Annotated in this window: 14 protein-coding genes and 1 pseudogene; 6 read left to right on the top strand and 9 right to left on the bottom strand. The window is 61.8% G+C overall.

The features are described from left to right. Window positions 1-61: 61 nt before the first annotated feature. The 6 genes from pstB to HALAL_RS0105340 all read right to left on the bottom strand — a co-directional run bounded on the left by pstB (window position 62) and on the right by HALAL_RS0105340 (window position 6200). Window positions 62-883 carry a phosphate ABC transporter ATP-binding protein PstB gene (gene pstB / locus HALAL_RS0105365; protein ID WP_051463048.1) on the bottom strand — a complete coding sequence of 274 codons (822 nt, stop codon included), beginning with the start codon at window positions 881-883 and terminating at the stop codon, window positions 62-64. A 163-nt stretch (window positions 884-1046) separates the two neighbouring features. Then, window positions 1047-1928 (bottom strand): DUF6042 family protein, encoded by an 882-nt coding sequence (locus HALAL_RS0105360; protein ID WP_025273017.1) that lies wholly within the window; start codon window positions 1926-1928, stop codon window positions 1047-1049. 68 nt (window positions 1929-1996) lie between these two features. Then, window positions 1997-2257, bottom strand: coding sequence for a hypothetical protein (locus tag HALAL_RS0105355; RefSeq protein WP_025273016.1), 261 nt, complete (start codon window positions 2255-2257; stop codon window positions 1997-1999). A 230-nt stretch (window positions 2258-2487) separates the two neighbouring features. Further along, window positions 2488-3279, bottom strand: a complete 792-nt coding sequence (locus HALAL_RS16600) for a mechanosensitive ion channel family protein (protein WP_025273015.1) — start codon at window positions 3277-3279, stop codon at window positions 2488-2490. A gap of 123 nt (window positions 3280-3402) precedes the next feature. Beyond that, window positions 3403-3978 carry a dCTP deaminase gene (gene dcd, locus HALAL_RS0105345; RefSeq protein WP_025273014.1) on the bottom strand — a complete coding sequence of 192 codons (576 nt, stop codon included), beginning with the start codon at window positions 3976-3978 and terminating at the stop codon, window positions 3403-3405. A gap of 50 nt (window positions 3979-4028) precedes the next feature. Then, entirely contained in the window at window positions 4029-6200 is a 2172-nt protein-coding gene (locus tag HALAL_RS0105340) for a hypothetical protein (protein WP_156937615.1), read from the bottom strand. A 185-nt stretch (window positions 6201-6385) separates the two neighbouring features. On the opposite strand from HALAL_RS0105340, the gene HALAL_RS0105335 reads away from it, so the two are divergent. The 4 genes from HALAL_RS0105335 to HALAL_RS0105320 all read left to right on the top strand — a co-directional run bounded on the left by HALAL_RS0105335 (window position 6386) and on the right by HALAL_RS0105320 (window position 12468). After that, complete coding sequence (locus HALAL_RS0105335) at window positions 6386-7108, top strand: glycosyltransferase family 2 protein (protein WP_025273012.1); 723 nt, start codon at window positions 6386-6388, stop codon at window positions 7106-7108. A 113-nt stretch (window positions 7109-7221) separates the two neighbouring features. Beyond that, window positions 7222-9207, top strand: coding sequence for a PQQ-binding-like beta-propeller repeat protein (locus HALAL_RS0105330; RefSeq protein WP_025273011.1), 1986 nt, complete (start codon window positions 7222-7224; stop codon window positions 9205-9207). 153 nt (window positions 9208-9360) lie between these two features. After that, a complete protein-coding gene (gene glmS / locus HALAL_RS0105325; RefSeq protein WP_025273010.1) occupies window positions 9361-11214 on the top strand; it encodes a glutamine--fructose-6-phosphate transaminase (isomerizing) in 1854 nt (617 codons plus the stop codon). Window positions 11215-11292: 78 nt separating this feature from the next. Further along, entirely contained in the window at window positions 11293-12468 is a 1176-nt protein-coding gene (locus HALAL_RS0105320; protein WP_084471869.1) for a mechanosensitive ion channel family protein, read from the top strand. Window positions 12469-12818: 350 nt separating this feature from the next. Here the strand turns inward: HALAL_RS0105320 and HALAL_RS16595 are convergent, their stop codons facing one another. Continuing rightward, the gene (locus HALAL_RS16595; protein WP_025273008.1) at window positions 12819-13328 is read right to left on the bottom strand and encodes a DUF3995 domain-containing protein; all 510 of its coding nucleotides are present in this window, start codon (window positions 13326-13328) and stop codon (window positions 12819-12821) included. Between the two features lie 254 nt (window positions 13329-13582). Between HALAL_RS16595 and HALAL_RS0105310 the strand changes: the two genes are divergently transcribed. Beyond that, entirely contained in the window at window positions 13583-13966 is a 384-nt protein-coding gene (locus tag HALAL_RS0105310) for a VOC family protein (RefSeq protein ID WP_025273007.1), read from the top strand. Window positions 13967-14280: 314 nt separating this feature from the next. Here HALAL_RS0105310 and HALAL_RS19265 read toward each other — a convergent pair. Next, window positions 14281-14404: pseudogene (locus HALAL_RS19265) on the bottom strand (TFIIB-type zinc ribbon-containing protein); the annotation flags it as partial. A 151-nt stretch (window positions 14405-14555) separates the two neighbouring features. Here HALAL_RS19265 and HALAL_RS0105300 point away from each other — a divergent pair. Then, window positions 14556-15170 (top strand): TetR/AcrR family transcriptional regulator, encoded by a 615-nt coding sequence (locus HALAL_RS0105300; protein ID WP_025273005.1) that lies wholly within the window; start codon window positions 14556-14558, stop codon window positions 15168-15170. Here HALAL_RS0105300 and HALAL_RS0105295 read toward each other — a convergent pair. Further along, on the bottom strand, window positions 15156-15797 hold the full coding sequence (locus tag HALAL_RS0105295; RefSeq protein ID WP_025273004.1) for a hypothetical protein: 642 nt from the start codon (window positions 15795-15797) through the stop codon (window positions 15156-15158). The two genes, HALAL_RS0105300 and HALAL_RS0105295, sit on opposite strands and share 15 nt — an antisense overlap. Window positions 15798-15834 lie beyond the last annotated feature (37 nt).

Genomic DNA, 15834 nt, shown 5'->3' with positions numbered 1-15834 from the left:
ACTGAGGGCCCGCGTCGGGAGGAGTGACGCGGGCCCTCAGTGTTTGGAGTCGACGTGGTCGTTAGCCGAAGCGGCCGGAGATGTAGTCGGCGGTGCGGGGGTCGGACGGGTTGGAGAAGAGTTTATTGGTCTCGCTGAATTCCACGAGGTGGCCGAAGCGCTGGTTGGCGTCGTCGATTTCGGCGCTGAAGAAGGCGGTGGAGTTGGACACGCGGGCGGCCTGCTGCATGTTGTGGGTGACGATGACGATGGTGTAGTCATTGACCAGTTCGTTCATGAGCTCTTCGATTTTGGCCGTGGCGATGGGGTCGAGCGCGGAGCAGGGTTCGTCCATGAGGAGAACCTCGGGCTCGACCGCGATGGCGCGGGCGATGCAGAGTCGCTGCTGTTGTCCCCCGGACAGAGCCAGGGCGCTCTTTTTGAGGTTGTCTTTTACCTCGTCCCACAGGGCCGCGCCGCGCAGGGCCTTCTCGACGCGTTCGTTGAGATTGTCGGTCATTTTGTTGACCCGCAGTCCGTAGGCCACGTTGTCGAAGATGGATTTCGGGAAGGGGTTGGCCTTCTGGAACACCATTCCGATGTGGCGGCGTACCGCGATGGGGTCGACGTTGGGTCCGTAGATGTCTTGACCGTCGAAAGTGACCGTACCGGTGACCCGGGCTCCGGGAATGAGGTCGTTCATGCGGTTGATGGCGCGCAGGACGGTGGATTTACCGCAACCGGACGGGCCGATCATGGCGGTGATGCGGTTTTGTGCGATGGGGATGTCGACTCCGCGCACGGCGTGTACATCGCCGTAGTGGACGCCGACGTTCGCCAGTTCCGCGATGGTGTGTGTGCTGACCGGGGAGGTGGCCGGTGCGGCGGTGGTGGGCTGTTGCATCACCCTGTGGCCCGTGGCCGATGAGGTGTTCACGTGCGACTCCAAACTTCGAATGAATCTCCTGCCGTTCCAGGTTCATTGCAACCGCTGTAGGTGGCCGGTAACGATCATTGAAGTAAACGCAAAATGAACAATTCTTGTGACGTCGTCGGGCGTCTAGAGGCTAGCGGTGTTCCGGCGGTGCCAACCAGTCGTTCGGGTAGTCGAGGAGCAGGTCGGAGGAGACGGTGAGGTCGAATTCGGTGGGGAACGGGATGCGGTAGAGGTCGACGTCGGTCTTGATGCGACCGCCTTCGGCCAACTCCAGCAGCGCGCCCCGGACGACGGGTTCGGGAACCTCGGCGTGTGCGGAGACGTCGTCGATGGAGGTGGTGATCTGCTCGGATTCGTTCGGGAGTTGAAACTCGCCGTTGTCGTCTTGTTCGAATTCGATGTGGCCCAGTTTGCGGAGGGCGATGACGGTCAGTTCCTGGTAGTCGGCGCGCTGTTCGACGCTTTCGTCCATGGCTTCAATTCCGGTCAGCGCCAAGATGTCGAGTGGGTTGAGATACAGCTGGGGAATCACCCAGGATTCCCCTTCCGGGCCCTCCACTCGTCGGTACAGTCCGATGACGATGAGAAATTCCAGCAGGTCGCGGCGAGTGTGCGGGACGGGGACCTCCATCCGGGCGCACATATCGCTCAGTCTGCGGATACGTTCGGAACGCTGTTCCATCGAATGGTCGTAGGCGTCGCGGACCTGTTGTTCGACGATAGTGGGATTGAGGTGTGCGAAGTCGCGCTGACTGGTGGAAATCCATTCCTCGATGTCGCCGGGATCGCACCAGACGGGTTGTGACCACAGTTCGGTGGGGTCGTTTTGCTTTTCCACGTCGTCGAGGGACTGGACCGTGTCCCACCAGGAAATGGGGAATGGATCCAAATGTGGCACTACCCGGAACAATTCGATGCTGCAAGGAAGCCAGCGGACCCAGGCGGGATGCATGGGTGCGAGAACCGGCTGGTCTTCCGGCGGGTCACCGTCGAATGAGTCAAATCCGTCCACTCAACGACACTAGCAGTCCGTCGGTGACGAATTCCTAGCGCACTGTCGGGCCGGCGCTTCCGAATCCGTCACACCAACATGGTGATGAGCTCGGATCGCGTTTCGACTCCCACCTGGTGCGGAGCGGAGGTGTTGGCCGGGCGCGCGCCCTCGCGTATGAGGCCGCCCAGCTCGACCAGCTGTTCGGCGGGGTTGAGGACCAGAAGACTGTGATATTGGGACGGCACGTGCTCGTCCAGTTCGTTCCATTCGTCGGTTCCGTAGACGGGCGGAAGGTCGTCGGTCGCGGGTGCCGGAGTCGCCGTGTCGGTGTCCAAGGTCGAATGCATGAATGGCTCTTTTCTGTCGATGGCGTGGAAATGTCATCCGAAATGTGAATCGGCGGGGGAAACATGTCCGATGAGAGTCAAAGTAGAACATTGAGGGCCGCTAAGAGGGGCAGACACGCGGAATGTCCCCGAAAAGGTGGAAAACGGGGGCGTCACGGCGACAAAAGAGGAGGCCGGTCGCTGCCGGCCCCCTCGGTGGAAGGTGAATTATCGTTGTGACGGTCCGAGTGCTACGAACGCGATTCGGGAGGTGTCGACTCCTCGGCGCGTGTGGACTCGCTTTGCACATTGGTGCCGCTGCTGTAGCGGGTCGATTCGTAGCCGCGCCCCATTTGCTCGGTGCTGGAGGACGCTCCACTCGCGCCACCCTCGTTGCGCACCGTGTGCTCGGCGGTGCGCAGCACCGTTTCCCAACGCTGCTTCATCGGCTGGATGAGTCCACCGCCGATACCGACGATGCTGACCCCGGCAACGATGGCCAGAGCGGTCCACAACAAAGGCGTGGTGACGGTGGTGGCGATGCCCGCCTGACCCAGTGCGGCGAAGACACCCACGACGATGATGACGGCCTGCACCACACGGGCGACGGTCTGTCCGTAGCTGGTGTGGCTCAGGGTTCCGGCGATGAGTTCGTGGACGGCCTTGGCGATGGCGAAGGCCACCACCGTGATGATGATTGCCACGAACAGCATGGGCAGCCAGGCGACCAGGTCGTTCAGCAGGGTCGATACCGGATTCGGTCCAAAGACGCCGAACGACAGTTGCAGGACTACCAGGAAAAGTGCGAAGTAAACCAGCATTCCCAACAGCTGCGATACCTCGTAATTTCCGGTGAAACGACGCAGGCCGGATTTATTGGCCGCCACGTCGAGTTTGAGCTTGGCGAGCCCTTTGCCGACCAGTTTTCCAATCCAGCGGGCAATGAACCAGCCGACGATCAGAATGACCAGGAAAGCCAGGGCACGCGGGATAAACGTGATGACGTCATCCAATAGGTTCTGGAAACTTTGGCTTATATCCATACCGGAAGACTAAGACACAGAAGGCCACGTCATGCGGAAATCAGAGCATTCGCGTCACTTTTACACGACTTGTTGAGTCCTGGGTATGTATTCAGCGGTTCCGTGTCCGTTGGAACCGACGGTTCAAATCTCCCAGGTTTTCCAGTTCTGCCACGATTTCGACGGGGTCGGTCCCCGCTGTCCCCAGTAACGCGATCCGCTCGCCCCCGAGCCGTAGGGGTATTGCGCCGGGGTGGTCAGTTGGAAGACGCACAGCTGGCCGATCTTCATTCCGGGCCACAGAGTCATGGGTAGGTTCGCCACGTTCGACAGTTCCAGGGTGACGTGACCGGAAAAGCCGGGGTCGATGAATCCGGCCGTCGAGTGGGTGAGGAGGCCGAGGCGCCCCAGAGAGGATTTCCCTTCCAGCCGTGCGGCCAAGGAGTCCGACACCGAGACCACCTCGACGGTGGAGGCGAGGACGAACTCGCCGGGGTGCAGCACGAACGGTTCGCCGGACTCCACGGTGACCTCGGTGGTCAGGTCGTCTTGGCGTTCGGCGGGGTCGATGTGGGTGTACTTCTGATTGTTGAAGACCCGAAAGCGACGATCGAGGCGTACGTCGATACTGGACGGCTGAATCAGTTCGGGTTCGTACGGCTCCAGCCCGAGTCGTCCGTCCTTCAAAGCCTCCGCAATGTCTCCGTCACTCAACAACACGCCCCCAGCTTAGCCGGGACCTGTAGCGGACTCGTACGGGAGTGGTCTGCTCAGCCCGACGAGGTCTCACCGTCGTCCTCGTCGGAGCCCGGCAGGGCATAGGCGACGATGCCGTGCCGTTTCCAATCCCAGCCGGGAGGCACCAGGTCCCGACAGGTGACGAGATCTTCGGCGCACACGATGGCGTCCATGTCCTCGGCGGCGGCAGGGGAGTGATCGGGAATGTCGGATTGGAGTGCGTGGAGGCGTAGCCGATCGGGGTCGTCGAGTTCCTCGCGCAGCAGGAACCACCAGGGGTATTCCCAGGAGTCGTTACTCTGCACCAGTCCGACGTGTGCGGTCGGCGCGTCGGTATTGAGATATACGGCCACGGCTTCGGCGGTGCTTTCGTACGGGGCCTGCCAGGCCGCTCGCCGCAGAAAGCGCTCTTCGGTTTCCGAGACGGTCAGGACCGAACCCGAACCGGCGAGTCGATGCGGGTAGCCGTAGGTGGTGGTGAGGATTCCGGCGAGAGCCGCCAAGCCGGACACCGTCGCGACGACGCCCCAGACGGCAACGGTGTGGAGCCGTACGCGATGACGTTGACCTCCTCGTTGTCCGCGCAGTCGTCGCAGTGTCGAACTCAAGGCGGCGGCCTTCTCCACCAGAGCCGCCGCCAGCAGCCCCGCCATCGGGGCCGCCAGTACGACGATGAACAGCAGCAGGCGGTTGATCCAGGGCTGCCAGGCCACGGTGGCGGCGAAACCGAGGACGATCAGGGCGATCGCCAGCGCGTAGACGGTGCGTGACGGTGCCGGTCGCGGTCGGGATCGGGCGCGTGCTCGGACGAGACAGTAGACGAATCCGGCGAGCGCCGCGTATCCGGTGATGGGGAAGGCCGCCCGGTCTTGGTCGGGGTACCAGGCGTCGACGGGGAAGGCCGTTCCCGGGAAGGTGATGGCGGGGTCGTTGACGTCGACCCCTATGGCATCGGCATAGCCTTCCACTCCCTGCGATCCGAGATCCGAGAGTGGCGGCAGTGGCGTGTCGAGTGCGGTGTGAGCGATTTTGAGGAGGTTGACGCTGAGCAGACGTGGGTCGTGGGCGCCGGTTCCGATCGAGGAGGTGAGGACGTCGGGTCCGAGGGGATTTCCGAAGGTGGATTGCATGCGTCCCAGGAAGGGGCCGACGATGGTGAAGGCGATGAGCACGACCGCGCCGCTCGCGGCGAGTGTGCGGATCGCTGTCGCACCGCGCCGTTCGGTCGACCGGGTGCATTCGTTGTCGCGGCGGCACAGGCATGGTGGGGCGTGGTCGTGGTGGCGGTGGAGGCGGCGCAGGAGCCACCACAGGCAGAACACTCCGGCGGCGATGAGGCCGGAGGTTTTGGTGAGGGCGGTGAGTCCGACGGCCATTCCCAGGTACACCACGTCGAGTTGGGATTCGTGGGATCGGGCGGCGAGGCGGGGGAGGGGGTCGTTGAGGGCGATGGTGGCGACGGAGGCCACCCAGGCGGCGGTGACCAGGTCGACTTGGGTGCTGGAGGCCTGCAGGATGACTTCGGGGGTCGTGGCGAGGAAGAAGACGGTGGCCAGCTGGGCGAGGTGATTGCCGCCCAGTTGCGCGGTGAGTCGGGAGGCGGCGGCGAGGCATCCGGCTCCGGCGAGGAATTGGAGGCCCAGGTAGGCGGAGTCGCCTCCGCTGATGAGGCGTAGGTGGGTGAGGAGGTATTCGGCTCCCGGGGCGATGTCGATCTGACGGTGGATGCGGGTGGCGAAGGGGTCGACGGTGCCGTTTTGTACCCAGTGTTCGATGCGGGGCAGGTGGTAGGTCTGGCTGTCGAAGTTGTTGGGGTGGCCGATGACGACGAGGAGGGCCACGCTGAGGCCGATGATGGCGATGATGCCTGCGGTGGCCCATTGTCCGGTGGTGGCGGCCGCTGCGGTGGCGGTGACGCGCCGCCAGGTGCGGGAGGCGAGCGGTTCGGTGTCGTGTCGGTAGCGTGCTGTGGCGGCGAGTACGATTCCGATGGTGGTGAGTGCCCAGATGCCGACGATTCCCGCGGTGTTGAGGGCGTGGAATATCGAGAGGGTTTCCACGCTGACGACGGCGACGGTTCCCAGGATGAGTGCGGCGCGCACGATTGCTAGACGCAGCGGGGCGATTGTCGGATTGCGGTCAGTCGGTCGGACGGCCCAAGCGAGTACCAGGAGTCCCGCGATCGGCCACAGCATCAGTAGCACGGTTCCATTGAACCGGATAACGGTGACGTTCTATGTTAAGCCCCACCGGACACACCTGAATTGCCGATGTGAGGGGGTGCGTCGCCGGGGAGTGACGCCGCTCGTTCGCGGTATTTCCAATTGAACGCTTCATCGCTACAGTGTGAGGTGAACGACATATTCGACGACTCGGAGAGGCTTGAGCCGTGTATTTGTCCATTTTGGTGCCTGTATTCAATGAGCAGCACCGTCTGATGCGGGCACTGAAGGAATTGTTGGCGGTGGACTTCCCCTGCGAAACCGAGGTGGTGGTCGTCGATGACGGGTCGCGGGATCACAGTTGGGCGCTACTGCAGTCTCTGAGCGATGACGAACGGGTGGTGCTGCGGCGTCATCAGGGCAATCGCGGTAAGGGCGCGGCGATTCGCACGGCGGCGAAGGCGGCGTCGGGGGAGTACATAGTCGTATACGACGCCGACGGGGAGTATGAAGCCGCCGATCTGGTGCGCCTCGTACGGCCGGTACTGCACGGTAAGGCCTCGGTGGTCTACGGCTCGCGGTCGTTCGGCCCGCATTCGGCCTACAGTTTCTGGTACGTCTTGGGCAATAAGGGAATCACCCTGGCGGCCAACATGCTGTTCAACTCGTACCTCTCCGACCTGGAGACCTGTTATAAGCTGTTGCCGCGTCGGCTGTATCTGGATTTGACCGTCGTCTCCCAGGGGTTCGGCATGGAGGCCGAACTGACCGCGAAGGTATTGCGCAGCGGTATCCGCCCCTATGAAGTGCCGATATCCTATAAGGCGCGCAGTCGGGCGGACGGAAAGAAGATCTCGTGGCGCGACGGGGTCCAGGCCGTCTGGATTCTGGGGCGGGAGCGGATGCGGAAACCACGCGTACGGAGAACCCGTCGAGTGTCGAATACCTGAAATTACACGATTGATATTCAGCTTATTTGTGACCACGGGCATTGGTCACAGAAACGCCTCCGGACTTGAGTAAATTCGCAATACCGGACTCTACGAGCGGTACAAACGGGGTTATGTCCGAGAACGCCTCGCCCTCAAACGGCGGCCGCAACGACCGAGCCCGCCGCGCACCCGTACGGCCCACACCCATCACCACGCGCAACCTGGCCCAGAGTCGACAAACCGACTCCGAACCACCCGCCGCCAATCACAGTCGCATCACCGCCTACCAACTCATGCGGGCCATCGGCATGACCGCCCTCATCGCCTGGGTGGTCATCCTGGCGTTCTCCACCTTCACCGAAACGGTCAGCGGCGGCACCGGCGGACCCGGAGCCGTCATCGGCGTGGTTCTCGCCTTCCTCCTCGTAGGAACCACGATCTCGGCGGCCGTGGCGTACCAAGGGGCGCGCGTGATCCTCGTGGGACTCCTGACGGCCCTGCTGGCAGCCGGTTCCGGCTGGCTTGTGTACCACTCGATACCCACCGCGGGACCCGGATCGTTCATCACCCACCGGGAGGGCATCGCCATGCTGGCCTATGCCTTCGGAATCGTCGGCTCCTGCCTGATCGTGCTCGCGGAATTCGTGGTGGACGGCTACGGCGGTGCCCGGATGCCCGCCGAACGCCCCACCCGAATCAAAGTCGGAGCCATCGCCCTCGCCTCGGTCGGAATCACCTCCATCGCCCTCATCCCCGCCATGCACCAATGGGCCGAAATCGCCAACACCGAAAAACAGCACAACTCCAGTCCCACTCCGGCCTCGGTTGGATCGATGTCGGAGGTCGACTTCCTCTCCGCCGACATCGACGAATACGTCTCCACCCCCAGCGGCCTCCTCCGCATCGACGACCCCGACGACGGCCGTACCCCACAAGCCCTCACCCTCATCAACCCCGAGACCGGCGATACCCATTGGTACTACCGGCGCTGGAACTGGATCATGAACCCCGGGCCGGTGTTCAACGCCGACAAAACCCAGGTCGCCATGGCCGGACGTCGCATCGACAACGCCGACACGTACGGAGTCAGAGCCCTCGACATGACCACCGGCAGTCTGCGCAATGAAGTCGTGCTCGACTACGACCCCGGCGAACTCACCGCCTACGACTCCGACACCTTCGTATTCGCCGACTATTCCTCCCCCGAAACCACTCACCTCACCGCAGTGGACGACCGCGGTCAAGAACTATGGTCACGCAGCCTGGCCCAAAACTGCCGGGGACTGGACTACGCCCTACAAAAAGACACCGTCGTCGCACTGGCCGACTGCGCCCCGGCCCCCGACCGCCGCCAAGCCGCCTCATACGTCTTCGGTATCGCGGCCGACAGCGGCGAACAGGACTGGAATTACCAGGTCGACCCGGACCGCCGAGTCGACGAGACCAACTTCGTCACCACCGCCACCCACGTGGTCCTCAACGCTCGCCGCGAAGTCCGTGTCACCGACGGGCCCTACTCCGCACGCCGCTTCGGCCATCAGCTGGAGGCCGTCTCCATCGCCGACGGGACTCTGCAATGGCGCCTCGATGAACAGCACTTCGGCAGCACCCATACCTCCGCCTGCGGCGGTACCCTTCACCTCAACAACCTCGAACAGCACTCGGCGGCCATGGCGGCCGCCTCCGACAACAACCAAGCAGACGGCGACCACGCCACACGCGACGACCAGACGATACAGATCGCCGAGTGCTACAACAGCCCGTCGGGAAACACGGAGATGGGAGTGCGCGTCTTCGAAGCCACCACCGGCAGCCTCGTGTCGAAGGAAAGCCTGCCGATGGGGCTCACCCCCACCGACACGGAACTGGCGCGCGGATGGGTGACCGCGCTCGCCGACGGGAGCACGGTGGTCGCCACCGATCGGTCCAACAATCAGAACTCACCTCGGTGCACCCTGTGGCAGATCCGTTCCGGCGAGGCCGAACACATGGACTTGAGCGCGGAAGGTGCCGCACCGGACTGGTGCCACAGTGCCCGATTGCGGTCCAACGGAGGATCAGTCGTGGTCAGTTATGCGGGGGAGGACGGAACGATGCGGCACATGGTCGTCCGCTGAGGGACCGACTGCCCGGTATCGGATAGACGATATAACTGAGTTCATCGATCTATAGATTGCTTGATATTATGTACGTCACAATCGAACATGATACGTGATTATAGTACGTAGGATTGAGCAAAATATTTGATCGATACTAGTTAGGCTGAAACCATGTGCGGAATCATCGGTTACACGGGTCCCAAGGACGCTCTGTCCATCGCGCTGGAGGGATTGCGTCGTCTGGAATATCGCGGCTACGACTCGGCGGGCATCGCCGCGACCGGTCCGACGGGGATCGACGTGTGGAAGAAGTCCGGCAAATTGGTTAATTTGGAGGCGGAATTGGAGGCCTCCGATCGGGGAGCGGCAACACCGACGGCCGCGATCGGTCACACCCGGTGGGCCACGCACGGAGTCCCCTCCGACGACAATGCCCACCCGCACACGTCGCAGGACGGCCGCATCAGTTTGGTTCACAATGGAATCATTGAGAATTTCAGTCAGCTGCGCAGCGAATTGACCAACACCGGGGTCGAATTCAACTCGCAGACCGACACCGAGGTGGCCGCACACCTGTTGGGATTGGAATACGCCAAGGACGGTGACCTCACCGCCGCCATGCGCCGCCTCTGTCAACGGCTGGAAGGAGCGTTCACCTTCCTGGCGGTGGCCGCCGACCAGCCCGAGGTGATCGTAGGGGCGCGGCGTAATTCGCCGCTCGTCGCCGGGGTCGCCGACGGGGAGTACTTCCTTGCCTCCGACGTCGCCGCCTTCATTTCGCACACGTCCGAGGCGGTCGAATTGGGTCAAGACCAGATCGTCACCATCTCCCCCGAGGGAATCGCCCTCCACGATCTCGATGGTGCCGCCGTGGACGGCAAGCCCTACTCGGTCGACTGGGACATCAACGCCGCCGAAAAGGACGGCTACGACACGTTCATGATGAAGGAGATCCACCAGCAACCCACCGCCGTAGCCGACACGCTGCGCGGTCGTATCGATCAGCACGGCCACATCGCACTCGATGAAGTACGTCTGTCCGAACAGGAATTCCGTGACATCAACAAGGTCTTCATCATCGCCTGCGGCACGTCGTATCACGCGGGACTGGTCACCAAGTACGCCTTGGAACACTGGACTCGCATTCCCTGTGAAGTGGAACTGGCCAGCGAATTCCGCTACCGCGACCCCGTTCTAGACCGCTCCACCCTGGTCGTGGCCATTTCGCAGTCGGGCGAGACGATGGATACGCTGATGGCCGTTCGTCACGCCCGCACCCAAAACGCTCGGATTCTGTCGATCAGCAATACGGTCGGCTCCAGCATTCCCCGTGAGTCCGACGCGGTCGTCTACACCCGGGCGGGCATCGAGGTCGCCGTGGCCTCGACCAAGGCCTTCCTCACTCAGGCCGCCGCGTGTTACGTGGTCGCGCTGCACATCGCGCAACGGCGCGGAGTCATGTACTCCGACGAAGTCGCCGCGGTCGTCGAGTCATTGAAGGCGATGCCCGACAAGATCGAATCGGTCGTCGGCAACGGCGAGAGCATACGCAATCTTGCCCAGCACATCGCCGCGCATCAGCGGGTGCTCTTCATCGGGCGTCACGTCGGCTATCCCGTCGCCCTGGAAGGTGCCCTGAAACTCAAGGAACTGGCCTACATCCATGCCGAAGGCTTCGCGGCCGGTGAACTCAAACACGGGCCGATTTCGCTTATTGAAAGCGGCACACCGGTAGTGGCACTGGTGCCGTCTCCGGCCGGTCGCTCGGTCCTGCACGATAAGATGATTTCCAATATGCAAGAAGTCAAAGCGCGTGGGGCGCAACTGATCGCGATTGCCGAAGAGGGAGACGACGTGACCGCCTCGCACGCCGACCACACCGTCTACGTACCACAGGCCCCGACCTTGTTGGCCCCCATCCTGACGGCCATACCCCTGCAATACCTGGCCGTGGAGTACGCCGGAGCCTTGGGGCACGACATTGACCAGCCACGCAACCTCGCCAAATCAGTCACAGTGGAATAGCAGCGCATAGCCTCACAGTTCAGACGTCAATGCGACCCGGTCTCGTATCGACCGGGTCGCAGTCGCTATTCTGGAGTTATGCCCACGATAGAACCTTGGATGTGGATTGTCGTCGTCGCAATCGGTTCCGCCGTTGTGGTCAGCCTGCTTCGGTTGATCATCAAGTGGCTTTTGCACCGACACCACTCGGAAACTCGGTCCCTGGTGATCGCCAAGGCGCTTCGTCCTGCCCAGGTCCTGGCGGCCACCGGCGGTGTCCAGATCCTCCTGGCGGTGCAGAAACACAAGGAAGGCTGGGGCTACTCCCTGGCCGACGACGGTACCGCCGAAGGATGGAATCCCCGACTGGCGAACATCCTCCTGTTCGTCACCGTCGCCTGTGGTGCCTGGCTTATCTCCAATCTCCTCTCGGTCATGCGTGCCCCCGTACAGCGCCGTTGGGGTTCACTACAACAAGGTGACATCAACGGACGCAAGCGACGCACTCAGATCACCGTCGTATACCGCCTGCTGTCGTCGGCCATCTGGCTGGTAGCGGCCGGGATCATCCTGATGAACGTCGAATCCCTGAAAGTTCTGGGAACGTCGCTGCTGGCCGGTGCCGGTCTTGCCGGTGTCGTCGCCGCGCTGGCGGCCCAGACGATGCTGTCGAACGTCTTCGCGGGCCTCTCACTGGCCTTCGGCGACGCGTTGCGGCTCCAAGACGTCGTGGTCATCCAAGGTGAATGGGGAACGGTCGAGGAGATCACGCTGTCATACGTCGTCGTCCGGATCTGGGACGAACGCCGCCTCGTGCTTCCCAGCCAACACTTCAAAGAAAACAGCTACGTCAACTGGACACGCAACAATCCCCAGGTTCTGGGAACCATCCGGATGGACGTGGACTGGCGCCTGCCGGTGGACGACGCCCGAGTCGAACTGCGCCGATTCCTGGAGGACAACCCTAAGTGGGACGGACGAAAATGCGGCATCATCGTCCTACACTCGGTCGGCCCGTACATGCAGCTGCGGATCCTGGTGTCGGCCGACAGCCCCTCCAACCAATGGGACCTGCGCTGCGAGACACGCGAACACATCATTCGTTGGATCGTCGAAGAGCACCCGACGTGTATTCCCCGCATGCACATCAACACCTACGAGACCAGCGGAGACTACTGGATGGGCGACGAGGCCCCGGCTCTGGAAGTACCCGCCGCGCGCGGATCCGGCCGAGCGCAAGAGATCGACGCCAGCGCCTCTAACGATTTTAGGTGACCGCTCAGCTTGCCCCAGGCACTCCATATTTACGCTGTGGGGGATTCTCACGACCTGAAGGTCGCGACGAATCCTCCTCGCGCAAATCTGCAGCACCTGGAACAACCTGAGCTCTTCTCCAGCTCTACCGCTTCTCCACTTCGTTCGAAGCTCGCCAGTTGGTATATCCGTGGGACCTGTGCGGCGGTTGAGCTCTTTAGGAGACACAGTCAGCTCTACCGCCGCTGCACACGCGCCTATGGCGCGTTGTTAGCGGCTCGCCGGTTGGCTCGTCCCTGGGGATGGAGTGATGGCAGCGCTCTTTTGGCAGCGCAGACAGGTCTACTGGGGCATAACGCGCTTCGCGCCGCTTATTGTTCGGGCTCGGTTTTCCGGCGGCTCTGAAGTTGATAGGTGACAACCGCGGCGATCGTCAACGCACCTCCGACAATCCAAATCGGGTCCCAGACGAAGACATACCACCAGAGCGTCTCGGGGTCAGGGGCGTCCGGATATTCCGTTTTACCGATATAGACGGGATAGGCCAGTGCGAACTGCACAGAACCATAGGCCAGCGTCAGTGGGCCGACCGTCCAACCGCCGAACAGAAGAAGCCAACGCGGGAAGACTCGTCCCCAGGGCCTCGTGATCGCGAGCGCCCAGACTCCGTATCCGAACTTGACTACCGCTGTGCCCCACAGAAGGAGGATGAACCACCAGACGGGGTCGTCCGCCATTTGCTGTAGTCCGGGGGATACTTTATCCACTAGCCAGGTTCCGCCGGAGGCCCAGATAACGCTGAGTCCACCGAACGCTGCCGACCACACGATGAGTAGCCACGCGGCCGGGTTGATCGCGGTGGGGTTCGTTTTGGTTGTCACGTCAATCGTCCCGTCATTCGTTAGGTGACTCCTTTTTGGCTGCTTGCGTTCTCGCACGGTCTATATTGAACCTCGCTTGAGGTGCCGATGTTCATGATTTCGAGGACGGCGTTGCGCGTATCAATGTGCTGGATCGTGTTGCTCCGGTTCTTAGTGTCGCACGGGTTTTATACGTTGGGGGAACGTGGAATCGGGTTCGTTGCGCCGCTGAAAAATCAATTGCGGCTCCGCCGTGCCCGTGCCACGATCGACGTATGTTGCAATTGACCGATTTCATCATCGACTGCCCGGACCCGATGAAGCTGGCGACCTTCTATTCCAAGGTGACCGGCTTCGAGATCGTCGAGCGCAGTGACGACTTTTGGGCCAGCATCCGGATTGGGGACATGGAGCTGGCGTTCTATCGCGTGGACGAATACCATCGCCCCAGCTGGCCCGATGATGAGCACCCCAAACAGTTCCACATTGACTTTGAAGTCGATGAGTTTGAGCCGGAGCATCGTCGTGTGATCGATCTCGGTGCGACGTTCCATAAGAGTTTCGTCGCAGACAGCGGCTTTGGCTGGAAGGTGTACACCGACCCGGTCGGTCATCCCTTCTGCCTGTGCCGCAATAACTGGTCCGCGGTGTCGTCCTAGACCGTATTCGGCAGCGATCACGGGCGCGTCCGACCAATCGCTGAGACTGCGCCAGAGATGGAGTCGGTCGGGCGTGGCTACGCTGAGACCGTAGTTGGATCCGTATTGAACGAAATATCCCCGGTCGCGCACGAGCAAGAACGCACTTGTGCGCGACCGGGGATATTTTTAGAAGTCGAGAATCCAGTCGAGAACTCCTTCGCGTTTTGAGCTCTTCTTCTTACGCTTCTTGTCCTTGCCCTTGTCCTTGAAGTCGTCTTTGCCCATGTCGACCGGTTCGGGTGCGAACCCTTGAGCCTTCTGTTCGTTGTCCAGCAGGTGCTCGAGTTCTCCCCGGTCGAGAAAAATACCGCGGCACTCCACACAGAGGTCGATGACGATACCGTTGCGTTCGATCTGGCGCATGGCGCCGGTGCATTTGGGACATGTGATGCTCATCCGTCCATGGTAATGCGGTAACGCAAATACTGTTCACATCCCGGGTTGGTGGATGGAGTCACCGACATTGACCCCTCGTGTGCGTCTCTGCCAGCACCGGCATCGTGACCGTGGCATTCTCTCAAAGGTTGAAACGGGTAGTCTGTACTGAATGGAAGAGGATCGTATCGGTCGCCGCAACGGGTCTCGTCGCCGGCGCGAAATACTTGACGTGGCGGTGCGACTGTTCGCTCAGCACGGATACTACGGGGTGTCGATGGACGACATCGGTGCCGCGGCGAACATTACCGGTCCCGCTCTGTACCACCACTTCAAGGACGGCAAGGAACAGATGCTGGCCGAAGCGTTGGTACCGGTCAGCGAACGCATGCTGGACGGCGGTAAGCGGTGCGTCTCCACGGCGGATCGAGATCCGCGTCAGACCTTGGAGGCCCTGGTGGACTACCACGTCTCCTTTGCCGTCGAATCACCCGAAATCATCATCGTGCACCTCCAGGAATTGGACCGCTTGCCCGAATCCACGCGCCGGGAAGTCCGTAAACTTCAGCGCGAATACGTGGAACAGTGGGTGAACGTCCTGGTGGATCTGCATATCGGGATGAAACCGGAGGAAGCCCGCGTGCTCGCGCACGGAGCGTTCGGTCTGATGAACTCCACTCCTTACCAGGCGGTGGGCGAACAGGTTTCCGCCCGGGACATCGTCACGCTGTTGAAGGAGGCGACGTTGTCCGCCCTCCTGCACGGATACGGCTCAAACACCGACTAATCCGACCTCCGCTGGTATCACCGAGAAGGTATCGGACGCCTCGTCGTAGTCGAAAATGACTACGGTGGCACCGCGTTTGAACTGTTCGTCGCGGACATGCGAAGGCTCGTGTTCCGTGCGGCGGATGTTGACCGCGTGAGACGTGCCCCCGTCGTCGGGGATTTCGCCCTGCCCGAAAACGGTGGAGACCGATTCGGTCGTGACGATGCAATTGCGTCCCACCAAATCATGCCGCGCGATCAACGGCGGATTGAGAAAGATCTCGGACAGCGGCAGGGCTACCAGCTTGGTGATCAAAATACCGAGTCCCAACCCGGCCAACAGCACGGCCGAACCGGCGACGGCCGACCACAGAGCGGTTCCGCTGGACGGACGCAGCCACATCGACCCCAAGAGAGTGACGAGCCACGCGATCAATATCCACAGGCTGACGATGATGGGGGTCGGAACGATTCCGAAACCCAGCGACGAGGGAAACCCGTCGCTTCCTGCGGAGTTCGAGGGGCCGATGGCGTCGATGTCGAAAACGCCCAGCAATACCAAGACCCAATAGACGAGCAGCACCCCCATGCCGACGGTGAAGATGATCGGCGGAAACGACAGGGTCAGGTCGATGAGCACTCGCATTACTGAGATCCTTTGTTGGCATGGTGTGGGCAATCGT

Origin of the sequence: Haloglycomyces albus DSM 45210, assembly GCF_000527155.1 — a bacterium.
GTDB classification, from domain to species: Bacteria; Actinomycetota; Actinomycetes; order Mycobacteriales; family Micromonosporaceae; genus Haloglycomyces; species Haloglycomyces albus.
The sequence above is the reverse complement of the archived record's forward strand: the minus strand, read 5'-3'. Positions and strand labels throughout refer to the sequence as shown.

Excerpts from the sequence above, each read along its gene's own strand:
- pstB (WP_051463048.1), bottom strand. The coding sequence starts at position 883 with ATGCAACAGCCCACCACCGCCGCACCGGCCACCTCCCCGGTCAGCACA.
- HALAL_RS0105355 (WP_025273016.1), bottom strand. The coding sequence starts at position 2,257 with ATGCATTCGACCTTGGACACCGACACGGCGACTCCGGCACCCGCGACC.
- HALAL_RS16600 (WP_025273015.1), bottom strand. The coding sequence starts at position 3,279 with ATGGATATAAGCCAAAGTTTCCAGAACCTATTGGATGACGTCATCACG.
- HALAL_RS0105330 (WP_025273011.1), top strand. The coding sequence starts at position 7,222 with ATGTCCGAGAACGCCTCGCCCTCAAACGGCGGCCGCAACGACCGAGCC.
- glmS (WP_025273010.1), top strand. The coding sequence starts at position 9,361 with ATGTGCGGAATCATCGGTTACACGGGTCCCAAGGACGCTCTGTCCATC.
- HALAL_RS0105320 (WP_084471869.1), top strand. The coding sequence starts at position 11,293 with ATGCCCACGATAGAACCTTGGATGTGGATTGTCGTCGTCGCAATCGGT.
- HALAL_RS0105310 (WP_025273007.1), top strand. The coding sequence starts at position 13,583 with ATGTTGCAATTGACCGATTTCATCATCGACTGCCCGGACCCGATGAAG.
- HALAL_RS0105300 (WP_025273005.1), top strand. The coding sequence starts at position 14,556 with ATGGAAGAGGATCGTATCGGTCGCCGCAACGGGTCTCGTCGCCGGCGC.
- HALAL_RS0105295 (WP_025273004.1), bottom strand. The coding sequence starts at position 15,797 with ATGCGAGTGCTCATCGACCTGACCCTGTCGTTTCCGCCGATCATCTTC.